Source organism: Clostridium nitrophenolicum (assembly GCF_055391695.1).
The window spans coordinates 1777303-1798045 of sequence record NZ_AP042469.1 but is presented as its reverse complement, the minus strand read 5'-3'; the positions used below and the strand labels follow the sequence as shown (position 1 = coordinate 1798045).

The window sequence follows — 20743 nt, the reverse complement described above, 5'->3', positions numbered from 1 at the left end:
TAAAATCAAATAACATCTGATTAACCAAAAGTCTTAGATACATAATACCCAAGACTTCTAACTTTGCATTCTATATAATTTTTCTGTTATCCATGTAGTAAAAATCATTTTTATAGCTTATCCTAATAAATTCCGGAACCCTATTAGAAAATATAGTCAGGTACTTAAATCCTGCTTCTCTTGCATTTTCTATAGCTATATCTAATCCTTTAGCTACATCCTGTGCATAATGTGAGTCCGAACCTATTGTTAATATCTCGCCGCCTAATTCACGGTAAAGTCTCAATACATCTATTCCAGGCATTGTTTCCTTTGGCGCTTGTCTTAGTCCTGAGGTGTTTATCTCAATACCTTTTCCTTGTGAAATAAGAGTATCAAAAGCTTCTTTTAATAATTCTTGCTGTGTAATCAGAGAAACTCTTCTTTTATAAATGTCTGTGCTGTATCTCTTTATTAAATCCATATGACCTACACAATCAAAATCTGCCTGACTCACAAGCTGCTTTAACTCACTAATGTAAACACTACAGGCATCTTCTAAAAGCACATTTTTATAATCAAATTCGCTAAAGTCTGTGTCATCTGAAAGCTTATGCGCTGAACCGATAACATAATCATAAGGTATTGAATTAATTATTGACTTAGAACTATTTAAAAAATGATGTGGTTGACCAAGTTCTATACCCATTTTTATTTTAAGTTTTCCCCTAAATATCTCTCTTACTTTTTCAATGTCTACTCTATAGTCATTAGGTTTATATTCAGAATAATTTTCATTTCCCTCTGTTGGCTCAAAATGATCTGTTATAGCAATTTCTTTTAATCCTTTTTCTACTGCACTTTTGCATACCTCAAAAATAGTATTATTACCATCAGTTGAATAGGTAGTGTGAATATGATAATCATATAAATAATTCATTTTTTGCCTCCCTTATTTAAATATCTCGATTTATCTACATGATAACATTAATACATTTAGTTCCTGTTACATTATTGTAAATTACATATTAAGACTATAAAATTTAAATAATTATGATTCAAATCTTAAAGTATATTTGCTTTCTAAATAAAAAAAGGGCTTAGTTAAGCCCTAAGTTATCTTATAACTCTAATATTAATGATCAGTTATCTAATTCTCAAATATATTAATATTAATTTATTAAATGCTACCTTGGTTTTCTTCTGTACTTGCTTGATATCTATTTACATTCTTCTAATTTTTTCTTACATATATTTACTACTTCATATGGCCTCATCATTTCATGATCCTCATGCTCTAAAATATGACAGTGCCAAACATAATCTCCTGAAAAATCTTCAAAACGGGCAATAACTCTGGTTATTTGTCCTGGGTTAGCCCTGACTGTATCTTTCCAACCCCTTTCGTTAAGTGCTGGCAGCTCAGGAGGTCCTGTAAACCTAATTTCTGCTGTTTGATTGTAATAATCGACATCAAAAGGCTGACGATCTAGAATTTGGAACTGAACTAAGTGAAGATGCATTGGGTGAGTATCCATAGTAAGATTTATAAATCTCCAAATTTCTGTAGTATTAAGTTGAGGTTCTTCAGTGATAGGATAGTCCCATCTCCTTCCAGTAAGAAGCAAGAATAAACGTCCATAGTTGTCAGTACTTTCTCTAAGGGATAAATCTCTAACCTTTACTGCATCATCAACTTCTAGCTTCTCAATTTTATTAAGATATTTAGGTATGGAACTAGTGTCCTTGCTGGAAAGAGGCAGTGTAACTCTAAACTGCATTATTTGTCCAGTTGTCTTAGGGTTTGGATCAACGCCATTTGGGAAAGGAGTAGGTGCGTCGTTAACTAATATTATATTTTGTTCTGAAGCTTTTGAAAAATCTATAATTACATCAGCTCTTTCTGCTGGTGCTAGTATTAATTGATTTAATCTTACTGGTCCTTCAAGAAAACCTCCATCTGTACCTATTTGAAACCATACCACCTGATCTGTATCAAATTGTAATCTATAAAATCTAGAGTTGGAACCGTTTAATATTCTAAATCTATATTTTCTTGGCTCTACTTCTAAATATGGCCAAACTTTGCCGTTTACTAATATAGTGTCTCCGAAGAATTCAGGAACAATTGATGGGTCAACTCCTAAAACTGGCGGATCAGGCTGCGTTGGATAAAAAAGTGATCCATCATCATTAAAAGATCTATCTTGAATTACCATTGGAATTTCATAATTTCCTTTAGGAAGGTTTAATTTTTCCTCGCATTTGTGTCTTATAATATAAAAACCAGCTAATCCAGCGTATACATTCAATCTTGTAATTCCCACAGCATGATCATGATACCATAAAGTAGTCGCCTCTTGAATGTTAGGGTATTCATAAACTGTTTCTTCAAACTTAGTTCCAACTTGTTCAAAATTTCTTGTAAACCAAGCATCTGGATGTCCATCATACTCTGGAGCTACATGTCCTCCATGTAGATGTACAACAGTTCTTACCATAGGAACACCATGATCTGCTCCATGAATTGTCATATCTACTGGCAATAAATGCTCATCCATAGGTAGGTCATTCATATATTTTACTCTAACTTTTTCATATATGGCAGCTTCAATAGTTGGTCCTGGATAAGTTCCTTCATATCCCCAAACCTTTGTTGGTGGTAATTCACTGTGAAGCTGCTGCATAACTTCTTGCATTGTAATTTCATAATAAGTGACTAAATTTCTTTTTGCTTTAGGTGAAAGAACACTAGGAATCGGCAGTTTATCAATATATTTCGTAAGGTTCATCTCCATCATACTCCTTAGTCTAAAATATTATTAAATTATTTTATGCATTGTTATTTAGGTAGTATATTTTATGAAGGTTGCAAACCTATGTTACAACTTACAAATAAAAATAACAGATGCGAAACCATCAGGTTACACATCTGTTTATCTTATTATAGAATTACTCTTTAAAAAACAAAACATAATATTTTGGAGTTACTATTAGCTATCTCCAAATAAAAACTTAATTTCACTAATATAGCGATTTGGTATCTTTCTTTCATTATATTTTAAAGGTTTAATCATATTTAAAAATATATCCACATCCTTTTGTAATATCCTTATAAAGAATGAGCCATCCTCCTTTTCATCTTCCACTAAGGTAGCTTCTATAAAACTGTTTCTAATTTTGGATTTTAATATTGATAAAGATCTCTTAGTTGCGCCTGTAAAATATGCATAATTTATGTGATAAGGATTATTGTCATTAGGAAATAATATATTATATAATTTTTTTTCTTCTTCACTCATAAAAATTCCGCCTTTCAATTGAAATTATATAAGTTTAAGAATTTTTCTTGTGTATTTACTGTCGCTGCTAACATAACCACTCACTTCATTTTTATATTATCAGGCAAATGTTATGCAAATATTAAAACTATTTTAATTATATTTTAAAGAAAACTATTTTTCATAAGTGCCAAATCCTCTCCTATAATAAAAAATGGTGACAGCTAACCATCATTGCTATCACCATTTTTTAAGAATTTATATACATTTAAGCTGCAGATTTATTACTCTCTTTACTATCATCTTTTTCTTTGGATATATACCAGTAGGCAAGTCCTACGAAAATTGCTCCTCCCACTATGTTTCCTAACGTTACAGCAGTTAAATTATGAACATATGCTCCTACTGAAATATTCGCCTTATGTGGTATCATTAATGCAATTGTAAGCAATGTCATATTGGCTACACAGTGTTCAAAACCAGAGCTTATAAATGCATATAAACACCAAAAGATCATTATAAGTTTTGCTGTTTCATCTTTTAATTTATAATAAGCCCATACTGCAAGACAAACTAAAATGTTACACATTATTCCTCTGAAAAATAATTGCATAAAGGTTGGAGCCATTTTTCCTGCAGCTCCCTTTAATATAAACTCAGCAGTATCTCCCTGTGCAAGACCTGATCCTACAAAGATAGCTGCAATTAGCACAGATCCTATAAAATTTCCAATATAGCTAGTAACACATATATTCCATACTGATTTCCAGTTTACTTTTTTCTCTAAAACTCCTAATGGCATAATTAAGGTATTGCCTGTAAATAAGTCAGAACCACAAGCAAGTACTAAGCTTAGTCCTACTCCAAAGGAAGCTCCCATAACAATCTTTGCTGCAGGTGAGTGTGCTGCATACAGCATTCCTCCTATTGTATAAATGAATACAATTGCTAAACCAATATACATCCCAGCTAGAGCTGAGGAAACTACGTACTTCATCTTACCATTTTTAAAAAGCTTGTCCTTTTTTACTGCTGCATCACTTAACTTAATAATTTCTTCACTGTACAAAGTTATTCATCCTTTCCGATCTATGTATTATATAATTAAAAGAAAAAAAATAATGTGATAAAAAAATCACATTATAAAAACACACTCACCTATATTAACATCATATTTCGACATTTGTCAATCCTTTATTGTGCTTTTACAAAACTAAACTTTTATCCGATGACTACCTGCTCTTTACTCTAATTCTAAGCCTAGCGTTCTTAACCAATTTATGGCATATTCTTCGGCTTTTTCTTCTTCATAAGTTTCCCATTTAACCAACTCTTCCTCATGTTCAAATAATATATTCTTAAAATTTCTCACAGGCTGACTAGTATTTAAAGCATTTAACAGCATATCTCTAAGATTTTCAGAATATATTTTTTCCTTAACAAAACTGACCATGATATCATAGGTATATGTATCATCAGTATTAGGTATTAGAGCATATCGCTCTTTATCATCATTTTTTATTGCATAGGCATCTTCTAATAACTCTCTTTGCCACTCCTCTAACTCCTCCTCATCCTGCTCCCCTTGCACTATCTTATCTAGTTCAGAAGGTATATTTATAATCTCTCCTGTATAAGTGTCCAAATATTCTTTTGCTAAATCATCCTCATTAAATGAAAATGATTGTACAAGTAATTCTAAATCGATATTTAGTTTCTTCATTATTTCCTCCTTATGATAGCTTTTTCATTACTACCTATTAATTTAGACAAAATTACTATTTATAAACAGGATTCTTAGTTTCAAGTGGAGGTTAAATGCCTAAATGACATTCAATATGCAAACTAAAACTCCACCTGAAACTTATTAACAGGCTTCTTAGTGTCTTTAGCACTTAGAAGGCGTTATCCTTTAGGGGAAGCCGTTGTCCAGAGTCGTAGCTCCACTTATGCCCAACTTTAAGAAAAACAGAGATCCCAAATCTCTGATTTTCTTAAAGTTTGGGTGTTAGTGGCTGTAGGCATCGGATAAACATAAGTATATCATCAAATACTTCATTCTTATCATTACTTTTACATATAATATGGTTTGAATTACCATATTATTTAATCATCTTTTTTTCTGATGACACATTTGAATATATATAATCTGCACTTTTGTAATGTACCGTATCATCCAGCAGCCCTTGTGTAACAAATATTGGGGATTTAACTTCTTTAAATAAAGGTTTTGTTTTTATTAATAATATCTTAAAGTTTATCATAGATGAAAAAGGAATCCTAATTATTGCTTTAATATAATGCTTTAGATTTTTAAATGTTTTTGTTCTAAAATCCTTAGCTATATTTAAACATATTCTTTTTTATATCCCAGTGATATATTGGTGTGCTAAGTGTTATAATCCCCGATATTTTATGCTTTAGCACAATATTTGCCGCTATGAGCCCTCCCATGGAAAAGCCAATAATAACAACCTTTTCACATTGTCCTAAAAGCTCTATCAAGCTTTTCTCAGCAGAATCAATCCAATCAGTATAATTTGTTTTAATTAAATCCGATGGATTCCCTATGTGTCCTTTTAGCTTAGTACATACTGTTATAAATCCTTGATTTAATAAAAATTTGTTTAAAGGACTAATATCCTCTATAGTTCCAGCAAAACCATGTATTATAAGAACTCCAATTTTTTTATTCATATAGTCATTTACTCCTACACTATTTATTATTCAAAGTTAACTTTTAGTGTAATTTTACACTAAAAGTTAACCAAAGTAAATATGTTGTAAGGAGATTTTTTGTTTTCATTTAGAAACTCTATATTTAGTATTTTTGCACCATCCATTTTTTACTATATAAAATGACACTTTCAATATAATAAAAAAGACCATTAAGGTCTTTTAATTTACTGGTATTTCAAATTCTGCTGTCTTTCCTAGTGTCTGACTTGTAAAATTTATTCTTACTTTATCACTTTTATTAGCAAGACCATAATAAGCTTGTACAGTACAATTTGCTCCTACTGGTGCAGCTTGTGGCTTTTGCTTCGGAAACATATACGAATTTTGAGCCATAGCACCCGTAGAATCCATAACTTTTAAGTCAGAACTACCTATCTCTAAATTTTTATCATCCTCTTTAGATATATTTCTATAAGTATAATCTACTTCAACTATTTGTTTTCTATTAGATTCAGTAAAACCATCTATATACTTAAAATCATTAGCTATTTTTACCCCATTTATTTTAATAGAATAGTAATCTTTGCCATCTTTTTTAAATATGTATTCTTCTCCAACACCCAAAGCTTTTTTACTTTCTGTTTTCGTTTGATTAGTTTGATTAGTTTGATTAGTTTGAGTGGTCTCTTTTTTGCCACTACATCCTACAACCCCAATAGCTAAAATAGTTACTAATAAAAAACTTAATATTTTTTTCATGAAAACACCTCCTAATCATATAATACCACTTTTATTACAAAATTAGAAGATTTATCTTGTTTCTATAGCCTTAATTTTAAGCCAAGTATTAAAATATTTAATGTTATAAATAAAAGTAATATTATAAAACTTATATTTATCTTCTTCTTTTTCAGTATTGCTATCTTTTACGACTTTAATCCTATAATTCTTACTATCCAAACATTTTTATGTAGTAAATCTGCTAATTTTATAGCTTTTGTGTCTGCCTTATAATATTCTTCAATACAACTATCAATATAAATTTGGTTAGTTTCTATATCCCCTATAAATTTAATAAATCTATTAATCATTTCTTTGTAAATATCAATCGTATATTTACTTTTACCTTTTAATTTCATTTTTACAAGTTATTCTAATGATGTAGAAACTTTAATTTCGCTATTAATCGCTTTAGTTGATAATCACTTTTTTGCTATATAAAAATGACACCTCCAATATTTAATTACAATATCGAAAGTGCCCTATTCATGTTTACATTCCGGAAAATCATGATTATATATTTTCAAAAAATATTACCAAAGCCAGTAATATCAACGAGTTAATTGTTATAGTAAAGACTTTCTGATGGATACTCTGGGTCACAAGTTACATCTATTCCAAGCTCTCTAAAAGTCTGTTCATCATTTGCACTTAAAATTGTAGTTGAGTGTGCTTGACATCCTTTAAGCATCACTAACTTTTTCATTGCAACTTGTGCCATTGGATTTGTAGCAGCACATATACTAAGTGCTATTAACACTTCTTCGCAGTTTAAAGCAGTATTTTTGCTACCTAATGTTTTTGACTTTAGATTTATAATTGGCTCAAGTATAACTGGAGATAAAAGGTGCATTTCATCAGGTATATTTGCAAAGTATTTTATAGCGTTTAAAACTACAGCAGCTGTCGCATCCAATACATCTGAACTTCTACCAGTTAATATTGTTCCATCATTAAGCTCCATTGCTACAGCTGGACAAATATCATTTTTATTTGAGACTTCCTTTAATTTAGCTGAGCGCTCTCTTGCAGGAATAACCACTTTTCTATCTTCTTGTTTAAGGTTAAGCTCTTCCATAATAAGTTTAGATCTTTGGAAAGTTTCCTTATCTACATAACCCTTTTTATACTCACAACCTGTTTTAAAATATCTTCTGATTATTTCTTGCTTAGATGCTTCTTTAATAACTTCATCATCAATAATACCAAAGCCTACTCTGTTAACTCCCATATCTGTTGGAGATTTGTATACAGATTCTTCTCCTGTTATCTTTTCAATAATTCTTTTAAGTACAGGGAAGGTCTCGATATCACGATTATAGTTTACAGTTATCTCATTGTAAGCATCAACGTGGAATGAATCAATCATATTTACATCTTTAAGATCTACTGTTGCAGCTTCATAGGCTATATTTAAAGGATGCTTTAGTGGAACATTCCATACTGGGAATGTTTCAAACTTTGAATAGCCTGCTACATTACCACGCTTGTATTCGTGATAAAGTTGACTAAGACAAGTTGCTAGCTTTCCACTTCCTGGTCCCGGTGCTGTTACAACAACAATAGGCTTTGTTGTTTCAATATATGGATTTTTACCATATCCTTCATCACTAACAATTTTTTCTACATCTGTAGGGTATCCTTCCGTTGCTCTATGAGTATATACTTTTATACCTCTACGTTGAAGTTTATTCATAAAAACAGTTGTTGCTGGTTGTCCATCATATCTGGTAATTACAACACTGTTTACATCAAGATCATATGCTCTTAAGTCATCAATTAATCTTAAAACATCCATATCGTAGGTGATTCCAAAATCACCTCTTATCTTGTTTCTCTCAATGTCTCCTGCGTATACACAAATAACAACTTCAACTTTTTCTCTTAGCTTATGAAGTAATTTAATTTTTGCATTTTCATCAAATCCAGGTAAAACCCTTTTTGCATGAAGATCAAATAACAATTTCCCACCAAACTCCAAGTACAACTTGTCATAGTTATTAACTCTTTCTAATATGTACTTTGATTGCTCTTCTAAATATTTCTTATGGTCAAATCCTATATTCATTTTTACTCCCCACCATACTAAAATTATTATACAATTATTTTATCATCAACATTTTTCTATAAATACTAACAATAAACATAACTTTACAACTTATTATTATTACACAATTTTAGTTTAAAGTAAATAATATTATATTTTCTCCGCAATTATATTATCATAACTAAATAATCCAATTGGATTAACTCTTAATCCTAATACATCTTTTCTAAAACCTACTCCAATCTTAGGATGGTATAAGGAAATCCACGGCATATCATCTATTATCATCTCTTGAATTTCTTTATACATAGCGCGCTTTCTATTAGGATTTATAAGTTTTTTTGCCTCTTCAAGTTTTTCAATAACTTTATGATTATTATATCTAGACAAATTTCCAATATTGGCAGGATTAAATATCGGCTGTAGGAAGTTATCTGCATCTCCTGAATCCGCAATCCATCTGCTTATACATAAATCACATTTTTTAATATTTTCAGGCTTCAAATATTCAGAGGCTTGTACTTTTACAAGGTTACATGAAATCCCTACAGAGGCTAAATCTTCTACAATACAGGTTGTTATTTTATTAAAAAGTAATGATTCGCTCTCATCTCTGTATAGTACATTAATACTTTTGCCACCTGCATTATTCTTTCTTAGCAATTCCTTAGCGAGCTGAGGATTATAAGGAATTGCCACAAGATACGAATTACCTAATATACCAGGTGGAATTGGTCCCTTTGCCTCTTCCCCCATACCTCCAAGGAGTTCCTCAATTATCCTCTTTTTATTTATAGCAAGATTTAGAGCTTTTCTTACTTCCTTGTTAGATGCAAATATTGAATTTGACTCTAAATTAAACCCAGCATAATAAGTTCCCATTAGAATTGCTGTACTTGTATTTAGATATTCTACATTTTTTATCTTGTCCATATCTCCTTTTCCGTCTATAACCATAAAATCATATTCTTTATCTATAAGTTTTTGTAAAGAATTTTGATTGTTAAATTTAATTTCTAATTTATCTATATAAGGCACACCATTAAAGAAATCTTTAAATGCAGCTAACGTACAATGATCTTCACCTTTTTTCTCTAAAAGAAAAGCTCCACATCCTACTATATTACCCTTCTCTAATTCCTCTTTATCCATAATGGCACAAAAGAACTGTCCAAGATTTAATAAGAATCCACTGTATGGATTTGATAACTTTATTGAAATACAATATCTATTTATAACTTTTATTCCACTTACAGAGGAAGCTCTTCCATTTTTAAATTCCACAGCTCCTTCTATATCTTCTAATGTCCAGTTATTTGGTGAATTAAGTTTCGGGCTCAACAATCTTTCAAGACAATATTTTACATCTTCTGCTGTTACTTCTTTTCCATTGTGAAATTTAGCGCCTTTTCTCAGATTAAATATCCATGTACGATTATCATCTTCCACATACCAATTCTTAGCAAGGCCAGGAGATATTTCACCTGAGTCACCTATTGCAAGAATCGATGCATGTAAATTTGAAAGTATGTTTGCTATTTCAAAATCGTAATTTAAAGCTGGATCATAGGTTCTAGGAGCTACCTTTAAGCAAGTTTTGAGAACTATATCCTCTTTATTTTGCACATCTAGCATTTTCAAAAAATCATTAGTAATTATTTTTAAATCTTCTGAAACCTGCGACAGTGAAAATAGTGAGGTTTTAGCATACTGAGTGTTTAGAGATGCTACTTCTATTACAAACATCAGCTTTCCAGAGGTATTATTCATATCATCAGTAGAATAGATTACATTTTCAAGACTTTTGGCTTGTATTGAAACTGCAGAGACAATTTCTTCTGCTACATTATTGCTTGTATTCACCGACTCAATGATATTTTTAAAAACTTTTAAGGTATTATTAGCTATATCAGAGCCCTTTTTCACTCTTTCCATAGTTTCATCCATAGCTAGTATGGTATTTCTTATGCTTTCATTAATTTCTTGAATAGTACCAGATATATATGAAACAGATTCCATGCTTCTTTCAGCTAATTTCTTAACTTCTGTAGCTACAACTGAAAAACCTCTTCCAGCTTCCCCAGCCCTTGCAGCCTCAATAGATGCATTTAGTGCAAGTAAGTTAGTGTTATCTGCAATATCTTTTATTACATCAAGCATATTGTTTATATCTGCAGCTTTATTATTAAGAGTATTTACTACTGATTTTGAATAATTAACGGATCCTTCAATATCTCTCATTGCTTTTATAGATTCATTTACAGCTTCACTACCGTCCTCAGCTACCTGTAGTGTTTGAGTATAAAGCTTTTTTGAACTCTCTATGCTTGAGGATACTTCTTCTTCAAGAGCTGAATATGTATTAATTTCGTTTACAACTTTATCTATAGATCCCAACTGCACTTCAACGTATTCTGAAATAGTATTAATTGTTGATATAAGATTTTCTACTACAAAGTTAGTTTCACTTATTTTATTATTCATTTTATCAACTATACGTTTTTCATTATGGGCAAGTACTGAAAAATTATTATCATATAATCTGTTTTCACTATTGCTGACATCTGTTTCTATATTCTTTTTTCTAAATGTAAACATTAGATTACCTCCTTGGTTGAATATAATCTTTAACGTCAGTGTATCTTTGTATCTATTATTAATTCTATAAATCGCTAAAATAGAGAGAATTCTAATCTCTTAGAATTCTCTCTAAATCTACCTTATTTATATAGACATAAATAAGCTGTTTCTTCGTTAACCTTTACTCCGAATTTATTATTTGCTTCTACAATAAAGGTTTCATTTTGCTTAAATTCTTTCCATTCATCGCTTCCTGGAAGTTTTACAGTCATAGCTCCACTTGTTACTGTCATGAACTCTTTACTTGAAGTTCCGAACTCATACTCCCCTACTGCCATAACACCTATAGTTGCAGGACCATCTGCTGTAGTAAAAGCAATAGATTTTACTTTTCCTTCAAAATATTCATTTGTTTTAAACATTATTATTTCCCCCTGAATATACTATTATTTAGACATCTCGATGGACTTTTCAGTACATTTTCTCATAGCAGAAATAACTGCATTTCTTAATCCTTTTTCTTCAAGAGTTGCTACTGCTTCTATAGTTGTTCCTCCTGGAGAGCAAACCATATCTTTAAGATCTCCTGGGTGCTTTCCTGTACTTAATACCATTTTTGCTGCACCAAGTACTGCTTGAGCTGCAAATTTATATGCTTGATTTCTTGGCATTCCATCTAATACCGCTGCATCTGCCATAGCCTCAATGAACATATAAACATAAGCTGGTGATGAACCACTAACTGAAGTTACAACATCCATTAGCTTTTCACTTACTATCTCAGCTTTACCAAAGCTTTCAAATATATTAACTATTTCTTCTTTTTCTTCTGCAGTTACCTTCTCATTTGGACATAAAGCTGACATTCCTTCTCCAACTAGTGCAGGAGTATTAGGCATAACTCTTACTACCTTAAGTTTTCTGCCAAAGGACAGCTCAGTGCTTTCAATAGATTTTCCTGCTGCAATTGTTACAATAACAACATTTTCTTTAACATTATTCTTTATTCCTTCGATAACAATTGGATATAAATTAGGTTTTACTGATAGTATTAATATATCTGCAACTTTTGCAACATCATTATTATCAGTAGTTATTTTTACTCCGTATTCATCAGCAGTAGCTTTTAAACTTTTTTCATTTAAGTCCGCTACCATTATATTTTCTGGAGAAACAATATTTGCTTTAATTATACCCCCTATCATTGCCTGACCCATGTTACCGCATCCTACAAATCCTATAACCTTATCCATATTAATCTTCTCCCTTATTCAAATAAATTACTAGCAACAGCCGCAATCTCCAAAGGACTGTTCAGTTCTTTCGATTATCTCATCCTGTAATACTTTATCAAGATTATTAAAGTAATCACTATATCCAGCAACACGAACTATAAGATCTTTATACTCATCTGGATTTTTTTGTGCTTCTAAAAGAATCTTTTTATCAACAACGTTAAATTGGATATGATGTCCATCCATTGTGAAATAAGATCTTACTAAGCTTGCCATGTTGTCTAAACCTTTTTCTCCCTCTACAACTGATGGAGTAAACTTCTGATTTAAAAGAGTTCCCCCTGTTCTTAAGTGATCCATTTTAGCTGCTGATTTAACAACTGCTGTTGGTCCATTTAAGTCTGCGCCCTTTTCTGGAGAAATACCTTCTGAAACTGGCACATGTGCTTTTCTACCATTTGCACTTGCTCCCATAACAGAACCAAAGTAAACGTGGCATGTAGTTGGAAGCATATCTATTCTATAACTTCCTCCCCTTCCATTCTTTCTTCCATTTACTTCATAGTAATAGGCATTAAATACATCTCTCATTACTGAGTCTGCATAATCATCATCATTGCCATATTTAGGAGTTTTGTTCTTTACTAAGTTCAATATATCCTCATTACCTTCAAAGTTATTCTTTATTGCTTCCATAAGTTCAGCCATAGTTACATTATTCTTATCAAAGACTTGATATTTTATAGCTGATAAACTATCTGTAATTGTTCCTATACCAACACCCTGAATATAGCTAGTATTGTATCTAGCACCACCTGCATTGTAGTCCTTTCCTTTAGAAATACAATCGCTTGTTACCACTGAAAGGAATGGCACAGGCATCATAGTTGCATATAATCTTTCTATAACTCTGTTCCCTTTTACTTTTATATCAACAAAATGTTTAAGCTGTTTCTTAAAGGCTTCAAGTACTTCTTCATAGCTTTGGAAGTTAACAGCCTCTCCAGTTTCTATTCCTAACTTTTTGCCAGTCATTATATCAAGACCGTTATTTAATGTTATTTCTAATATCTTTGGAAGGTTAAGATATCCAGTAAGAATATATGCTTCTTTACCAAAAGCACCAGCCTCAACACACCCGCTTGTTCCACCACATCTAGCATCTTCTATAGACTTTCCTGCTCTAACTAGCTCTTGTGTAACTGCGTCTGCATTGAACATTGAAGGCTGACCCCAACCTTTTCTTGATATTTCACAAGCTCTCTTAACAAACTTTTGAGGGCTCTTTTTACTTACTTGAACATTGGAGCTTGGTTGTAATAGCGTCATTTCGTCTATTACATCTAATAGAAGATAACTTACTTCATTAACTCCATCTGAGCCATCTATTTTTACTCCACCTACATTAATGTTTGCAAAATCTGTATAAGTTCCACTTTCTTTTAGTGTTATACCTACTTTAGGAGGTGCAGGCTGATTGTTGAATTTAACCCAGAAGCATTGTAATAATTCTTCTGCTTGTTCTCTTGTTAATGTGCCTTCCTCTACTTCCATTTCATAGAATGGATTTAAGTGCTGGTCTAATCTTCCTGGGTTATAAGCATCCCATGGATTTAATTCTGAAATAACACATAAATGAGTAAACCAATAAGATTGAAGTGCTTCTCTAAAGTTTCTTGGAGCGTTAGCAGGCACGTGGCTGCATACTTCTGATATTTCTAGAAGCTCCGCTTTTCTAACTGGGTCTTCTTCTTTCTCAGCTAACTCTTTAGCATACTTTGAATAACGCTCTCCTAAAGTTATTACTGCATCACAAGCTATGTCCATAGCTTCAAGCTGATGCTTTTTATCTAAAGCTTCATCATCTTCATAGAAATCTAATTTAGCCATAGCCTCTGCAATGTCTTTTTTGAAATCTAAGAAACCTTTTTTAAATATCTTGTCATCTCCAGTAGTATGTCCTGGACCTCTTTGCTCCATAAACTCTGTGAATATCCCTGCTGCATAGCACTCTTTCCACTCATCAGACATTCTCTCTAAAATCTTATGTCTCATTGATCTTCTTTCCCAATGTGGAATTATAATTTCTTTTTGAAGCTTTTTAGCCTCCTCATCAACTTTGAAGAATATTCTCTCACGTTGATCCATTACATCAAAATCTTCAAGTGTATGACAGCATAACTCTGGATAAGTAGGTGTTGCTGCTGGAGCTTCCCCTCTTTCTCCAACTATTAATTCGCCATCATTGATGCATAGTTGCTTTTTGGACATTAACTCCTTTAAAACTAATGCTCTTAATATGGTCGTTGGTACTGATCCTTCATACTTTTTGTAAACTTCATCTTCAATTATTGCTCTTTCCATAGAAATACGTGGAATTGCATTTACACTTTGTGCTCTTAACTTTTTTACTCTTTCAGTCATCATAATTGATTACCCCCCTATCTCAACTCTTATTCCAGCTTTTTTAAACTTGTCTTTTATTTCAGCCATCCTTTCATTGGATGGTTTTTCCTGACCAGTTAATTTATATTCCATTTTAAGTCTTTTATACTTGTCCATACCCATTTTATGATATGGAAGCAAATTTACTTGTATAATATTTAGATTTGATATGAATTCTATAGCTTCATCTATATTCTCATCATCATCGTTAACACCAGCAACTATAGGCATTCTTACATATATATTGCATCCTTTATCTGAAAGTTTCTTTAAGTTTTCTAATATGATAACGTTTTCTATGCCTATATATTTAACATGCTTTTCATTATCCATAAGCTTAAGATCATATAAAAATAAATCTACTTTGTCAGCTATTTTTTCAAATTTATCCCATGCTGCAAATCCACTAGTATCTACTGCAGTATGAATGCCTCTAGTTTTGCACCTCTTTAGCACTTCCTCAAGGAAATCTGAATAAATCAAAGGCTCCCCACCGGAGAATGTAACTCCACCGTTGGATTCGTTATAGAATACCTCATCCTTAATGATTTCCTTCATGAGCTCTTGTACCGACATATCCCTTCCTACATATTCCTTGGCATTATTCGGACAAAAATCAGTACATTTTCCACATAGTATACACTTAGTTTCATCTATTTTGGGATAACCATTTTCAAGTTCAATAGCCTTTTGTGGACATCTTTTAAAACAAGTTCCGCAACCTGTACATCTTTCTTGAAAAAACATAATCTCGTGTTTTTGATTTTGACTTTCTGGGTTGTGGCACCACCAGCATTTTAAAGGACATCCTTTAAAAAACACTGTTGTACGAATGCCCGGTCCATCATGAACAGAATACTTTTGAATATTTATTACAGTTCCTGACCCCATTTTTATCACCCCCTACAATTGATTGATTATGTAATATCTATGTTATGGTTTTAACAAACATTTTTAAAAATATAAGATATTATAAAATATCTTATATTTTTATCTTCTATTTTTTGAACATATTAGGAGTATGCACCGTTAATATTTTAACTGTTCTAGTGGTATAATTTGCCCAATTATGTATAATGCTTGAGCTATAATGAGCACTATCTCCTGGGAATAATTCCTGCTGTTCGCCATTTATAATCAACGTAAGAATTCCTTCTAAAACATATACAAATTCTTCACCTTCATGCTGATATGAATTAATATCTTCTTCAAATTTAGTTGGAAGTATTTCTATTAATCTAGGTAATAAATTTTTATTTTCAATATCATTAGTTAGATGATAGTGTATGAATTGATTATTATCTACTTGAAACACTTCTTTTTCATAACTACGAATTATAATTTTTTTGTTATTTTTTTTACTTTCAAGGAAATAGGATAAGTTAACCTCTAAAGCTTTAGCAATATTATTTAGAGAATCAATGGCTACAGTTGTAAGTCCCCGCTCTAGCTGAGATAAAAATCCTATAGATAAATTCGTTGCAGCGCTTAAATCTTTTAATGTTAGATTCTTATTTACTCTTAATTCTTTTATTTTCTTTCCTACATCTTCTGTCATATTTCTTCCCTCACATATCTTAATATATATTATGATTTTATCCGATAGCTAACTAAGCTTTTGGATTCATTCAACTAAGAATTGTATATTGAGTAAATCCCTATATAATTCCTAGTTTCACTTTATTATATCATAATTAGATAAAATGAAACCTACATCAGATGTATTTTGCCTTGAACTATTTAATAAAAATATAGTTAAATTAAATACCAAAGATGAAAATTCAACTAGATAAAATTTCACAGTTATAAAATTTTATCAATAACAACCTTTACAATTAACATTATAATACATTTTCCTCTTAAAGTCTACGATTAATTTCATGTACATGAAATTAATTTTACTTCAATAAAATAATAAATATAGTACTATACTTATATATATTGTAATAAATATAAAAGAGCATGTTAACTGTATCTTTAACATGCTCTTTTAACTAATGCTAAAATTATTTAAATCCAACTTAATTTCTTTAGATTTATATTTTAAATTTCAATATTAGTTCATTAAGTCTCTGAACCAACTGCGGCTGCTGTTGCAGTAGAATCTTCAACCTTATTACCTATTTCTCTAGTATGTTACTTCATGGTTTCAGGCTTGGATGTCATTTCTTGAGCAGTGTTTAGCGCTACGGCAGTTTGTTCAGATCTATTTATTGCTATTGCTGTAAACCATTCTGTACCCTTTAGTTGAAATTTATATAAAAATACTACATAATAAAAATGAATATGAATTCCCACTCTTGCTTATGCAAGAATAAGAACTAATTGTAATATAATGCAGAAATTTACCCATTAGAATTTTGAGGTGATTTTGTGGAAAAGGATACACAGAATGTAAAGCAGTATTGGTTGAATTTTATAAAAGATAAAAAGACAAATGATAATTTAGATGTAGATGTTAGTGAGTCTTGGATAAGATGTAGGCATATGAATATAGACCCTTTTAATTCATCTATTAAACAAGTTTCACAGCAAGAGCTATCTATAAAATTAAAGCAAAATAAGGAATTAATAGATGTAGCAGAGCCTATTATGGAAAGATTATATAATATAGTTGAAGGATCCGGATTTGTAATAGTACTTACAGATAGAGAAGGCTGCATAATTAAAATAATAGGCGATAAAGAGTGGCCAAAATCTAAAGAATTGCATCTTATATTAGGTTCATTATGGAGCGAAGAGTCTATTGGAACAAATGCTATAGGCACAGCCCTACATTTGAATAAGCCTATACAAATAATAGGTGCAGAACACTACAATGTAAATAATCATTGTTTAACATGTTCAGCTGCTGCCATCCATAATGAAGATGGCGAACTTATTGGATGTATTAATATGTCCGGAAACTATTCAAAGGCAAACTCTCATACTACAGGTATAGTTGTTTCAGGTGCCTACTCTATAGAAAGACAATTCGCTCTTATAAAGTCTAATAAATTGTTAAACGTAATCTTTGATTCCATGTCTGATGGTATGTTGGTTTTAGATAAAAACTTTAAAATAACAAGAGCTAACAATACCGCAGCTAAAATACTAGGAATACCTATAGAGGAAATATTAAACTTAAGTATAGATTCTATGTTAAAAAACATGGATACAATTAAAAATAAATTAATTACAGAAAAAAATTATCATAATATGGACTGTAGCTTCTATGTTAGAAACAAAAGACTAAAATGCAGTATGAATGCTTTTCCTGTAATCATAAATGGAGATATAAATGGAATGGTAATAACTTTTAAAGATGAGGGATATGTTCATAAAATTGTAAATACTATAGCTGGCTTCAGCGCTTCTTACAAGTTTGAAGATATAGTAACTAAAGACGAGCTTATGAAAAAAACTATAGATCTTGCTAAGAAGGCATCCTTAACTAGCTGTAATATATTAATAGAAGGCCCAAGTGGTACGGGAAAAGAACTTTTTGCTCAAGCTATTCATAATTACAGCAATAGAGGGAGCGGTCCCTTTGTAGCGGTAAATTGCGCTTCTCTTCCAAAAGAACTTATAGAAAGCGAACTTTTTGGATATGAGAAAGGTGCCTTTACAGGAGCAACTAAAGATGGTCATCCTGGGAAATTTGAGTTAGCTAATGGCGGAACTATATTTTTAGATGAAATAGGTGAGATGCCCCTTGATATGCAATCGAAACTCTTAAGGGTTTTAGATAACAATAAAATAACAAGATTAGGTGGGACCTACGAAAAAACTTTAAATGTAAGGATAATAGCTGCAACTAATAGAAATTTAATCGAAGAGATAAATGACAAAAGTTTTAGAGAAGACCTATATTATAGATTAAATGTAATGAATGTAAAAACAATACCTTTAAAGGATAGACCAGAGGATATTGAAATCTTAGCAAATCACTTTGTACACAGATTAAACTTAAAAACTTCAGGAGTTTTTAAATATTTAGATGAAAAATACTTAAAAGCCATAAGAGATTACCATTGGCCAGGAAATGTAAGAGAATTGAGAAATGTAGTTGAGCGTTCCTACTACTTATGTGAAAGTAATAACATAACAGATGAACTTTTATATGATTATATTGTCAAATATAAAACATCGACAAAGCTTCATGATTACTCCATTAAAAAAGAGATTTTGACTATAGATGAATTTGAAAAACAAAATATTGAGGCAACTATAAAAAAATGTAACGGAGATTTATTAAAGGTTGCTCGCATATTAAATATGAGTAGAGCTACTATATATAGAAGAGTAAAAAAATATGGAATAGATGTAAATAAAATCTAACCAGACAACTTGTTGTAAATTTATTCCTCTCATTTCGTTAAAAATATAACTTAAATCTCAAGATTGAGACAAAATTATTCTCAATCTTGAGATTTGTTTGTTAAATAACATGAAAAGTAGCGGTTTTATATTTGGCATAGATTTTGCTTAATAATATCTATGTAAAATAAAAACATGTTTTAGGGAGGAATATAAAATGGCAAGATTTACATTACCAAGAGATATTTATTTCGGAGAAAATTCTTTAGAGACATTAAAAACATTAAAAGGTAAAAAAGCTATAATCGTAGTTGGCGGAGGTTCAATGAAGAGATTTGGCTTTCTAGATAAAGTTGAAGAGTATCTAAAAGAAGCAGGAATAGAAGTAAAGCTATTAGAAGGTGTAGAACCAGATCCATCTGTTGAAACAGTTATGAAGGGTGCAGAAACTATGAGAGAATTCCAGCCAGACTGGATAGTATCCATAGGTGGAGGATCACCAATAGATGCCGCTAAAGCTATGTGGATATTCTACGAATACCCAGACTTTACTTTTGAACAAGCAGTAGTTCCATTCGGTATACCAGAATTAAGACAAAAAGCTAGATTTGTGGCTATACCATCTACAAGCGGAACAGCTACAGAGGTTACTGCCTTTTCAGTAATAACTGACTATAAAGCTAAAATAAAATATCCTTTAGCTGACTTCAATTTAACACCAGATGTAGCTATAATAGATCCAGCTCTTGCTCAAACAATGCCAGCAACATTAACTGCACATACTGGTATGGATGCCTTAACTCATGCAATTGAGGCTTATGTAGCAGGTTTAAGATCATATTTTTCAGATCCTCTTGCAATGCAAGCAATAGTTATGGTAAAAGAAAGCTTATTAAAATCCTATAATGGAGACAAAGAAGCTAGAGATGACATGCATATAGCTCAATGTCTTGCAGGAATGGCATTCTCAAATGCATTACTAGGAATAACTCATAGTATGGCACACAAAACTGGCGCAGTATTCCACATACCACACGGATGTGCTAATGCAATTTTCCTACCATATGTAATTCAATTTAATAAGAAAGCTTGTGCAGATAGATATGCTACTATCGCTAGAACTTTAGGATTAGCTGGAAACAGTGAAGAAGAATTAGTAGATTCATTAATAGCTATGATTCAAGATATGAACAAGAATATGGATATTCCTCTAACATTAAAAGAATATGGAGTAACAGAGGACGATTTCAAAGCAAATTTAGATTATATAGCTCATAATGCTGTGCTAGATGCTTGTACTGGATCAAATCCAAGACCAATAACAGATGAAGAGATGAAAAAGTTATTTGAGTGTACATACTATGGAGAAAAAGTAGAATTCTAGTTTGAAGCCCTATAATCTAAAATCTCAAAAATGA

17 protein-coding genes are annotated in these 20743 nt (G+C 31.3%); 2 read left to right on the top strand and 15 right to left on the bottom strand.

Annotated features, from left to right (window positions below; genetic code table 11):
* Positions 1-70: 70 nt before the first annotated feature.
* From ACZ5N4_RS08430 to ACZ5N4_RS08360, 15 genes are all read right to left on the bottom strand, one after another.
* A complete protein-coding gene (locus tag ACZ5N4_RS08430; protein ID WP_464208947.1) occupies positions 71-919 on the bottom strand; it encodes a histidinol-phosphatase HisJ family protein in 849 nt (282 codons plus the stop codon).
* Positions 920-1199: 280 nt separating this feature from the next.
* The gene (locus ACZ5N4_RS08425) at positions 1200-2780 is read right to left on the bottom strand and encodes a multicopper oxidase family protein (protein WP_464208945.1); all 1581 of its coding nucleotides are present in this window, start codon (positions 2778-2780) and stop codon (positions 1200-1202) included.
* A 192-nt stretch (positions 2781-2972) separates the two neighbouring features.
* Entirely contained in the window at positions 2973-3281 is a 309-nt protein-coding gene (locus ACZ5N4_RS08420) for a hypothetical protein (protein WP_464208943.1), read from the bottom strand.
* 247 nt (positions 3282-3528) lie between these two features.
* Positions 3529-4329 (bottom strand): formate/nitrite transporter family protein, encoded by an 801-nt coding sequence (locus ACZ5N4_RS08415; protein WP_464208941.1) that lies wholly within the window; start codon positions 4327-4329, stop codon positions 3529-3531.
* Positions 4330-4503: 174 nt separating this feature from the next.
* On the bottom strand, positions 4504-4983 hold the full coding sequence (locus ACZ5N4_RS08410) for a UPF0158 family protein (protein ID WP_464208939.1): 480 nt from the start codon (positions 4981-4983) through the stop codon (positions 4504-4506).
* A 614-nt stretch (positions 4984-5597) separates the two neighbouring features.
* Positions 5598-5957 (bottom strand): alpha/beta hydrolase, encoded by a 360-nt coding sequence (locus ACZ5N4_RS08405; RefSeq protein ID WP_464208937.1) that lies wholly within the window; start codon positions 5955-5957, stop codon positions 5598-5600.
* A gap of 201 nt (positions 5958-6158) precedes the next feature.
* Positions 6159-6698: a hypothetical protein gene (locus ACZ5N4_RS08400; protein ID WP_464208935.1), complete on the bottom strand. Its 540-nt coding sequence runs from the start codon at positions 6696-6698 to the stop codon at positions 6159-6161.
* Positions 6699-6865: 167 nt separating this feature from the next.
* Complete coding sequence (locus ACZ5N4_RS08395; protein WP_464208933.1) at positions 6866-7030, bottom strand: hypothetical protein; 165 nt, start codon at positions 7028-7030, stop codon at positions 6866-6868.
* 248 nt (positions 7031-7278) lie between these two features.
* Positions 7279-8787 carry a DUF1846 domain-containing protein gene (locus ACZ5N4_RS08390; RefSeq protein WP_464208931.1) on the bottom strand — a complete coding sequence of 503 codons (1509 nt, stop codon included), beginning with the start codon at positions 8785-8787 and terminating at the stop codon, positions 7279-7281.
* A 129-nt stretch (positions 8788-8916) separates the two neighbouring features.
* The gene (locus ACZ5N4_RS08385) at positions 8917-11364 is read right to left on the bottom strand and encodes an ABC transporter substrate-binding protein (RefSeq protein ID WP_464208929.1); all 2448 of its coding nucleotides are present in this window, start codon (positions 11362-11364) and stop codon (positions 8917-8919) included.
* Positions 11365-11486: 122 nt separating this feature from the next.
* Complete coding sequence (gene ppnP, locus ACZ5N4_RS08380) at positions 11487-11768, bottom strand: pyrimidine/purine nucleoside phosphorylase (RefSeq protein ID WP_464208927.1); 282 nt, start codon at positions 11766-11768, stop codon at positions 11487-11489.
* A 24-nt stretch (positions 11769-11792) separates the two neighbouring features.
* Positions 11793-12599: a pyrroline-5-carboxylate reductase gene (gene proC, locus ACZ5N4_RS08375; RefSeq protein WP_464208925.1), complete on the bottom strand. Its 807-nt coding sequence runs from the start codon at positions 12597-12599 to the stop codon at positions 11793-11795.
* 30 nt (positions 12600-12629) lie between these two features.
* Positions 12630-15008: a trans-4-hydroxy-L-proline dehydratase gene (hypD, locus tag ACZ5N4_RS08370; RefSeq protein ID WP_464208923.1), complete on the bottom strand. Its 2379-nt coding sequence runs from the start codon at positions 15006-15008 to the stop codon at positions 12630-12632.
* Between the two features lie 6 nt (positions 15009-15014).
* Positions 15015-15917, bottom strand: a complete 903-nt coding sequence (locus ACZ5N4_RS08365) for a trans-4-hydroxy-L-proline dehydratase activase (protein WP_464208921.1) — start codon at positions 15915-15917, stop codon at positions 15015-15017.
* 106 nt (positions 15918-16023) lie between these two features.
* Entirely contained in the window at positions 16024-16584 is a 561-nt protein-coding gene (locus tag ACZ5N4_RS08360; RefSeq protein ID WP_464208919.1) for a helix-turn-helix domain-containing protein, read from the bottom strand.
* 815 nt (positions 16585-17399) lie between these two features.
* Here ACZ5N4_RS08360 and ACZ5N4_RS08355 point away from each other — a divergent pair.
* Together ACZ5N4_RS08355 and ACZ5N4_RS08350 are read left to right on the top strand one after the other, a co-directional pair.
* The gene (locus ACZ5N4_RS08355; RefSeq protein ID WP_464208917.1) at positions 17400-19346 is read left to right on the top strand and encodes a sigma-54-dependent Fis family transcriptional regulator; all 1947 of its coding nucleotides are present in this window, start codon (positions 17400-17402) and stop codon (positions 19344-19346) included.
* A 196-nt stretch (positions 19347-19542) separates the two neighbouring features.
* On the top strand, positions 19543-20709 hold the full coding sequence (locus ACZ5N4_RS08350; RefSeq protein WP_464208915.1) for an iron-containing alcohol dehydrogenase: 1167 nt from the start codon (positions 19543-19545) through the stop codon (positions 20707-20709).
* Positions 20710-20743 lie beyond the last annotated feature (34 nt).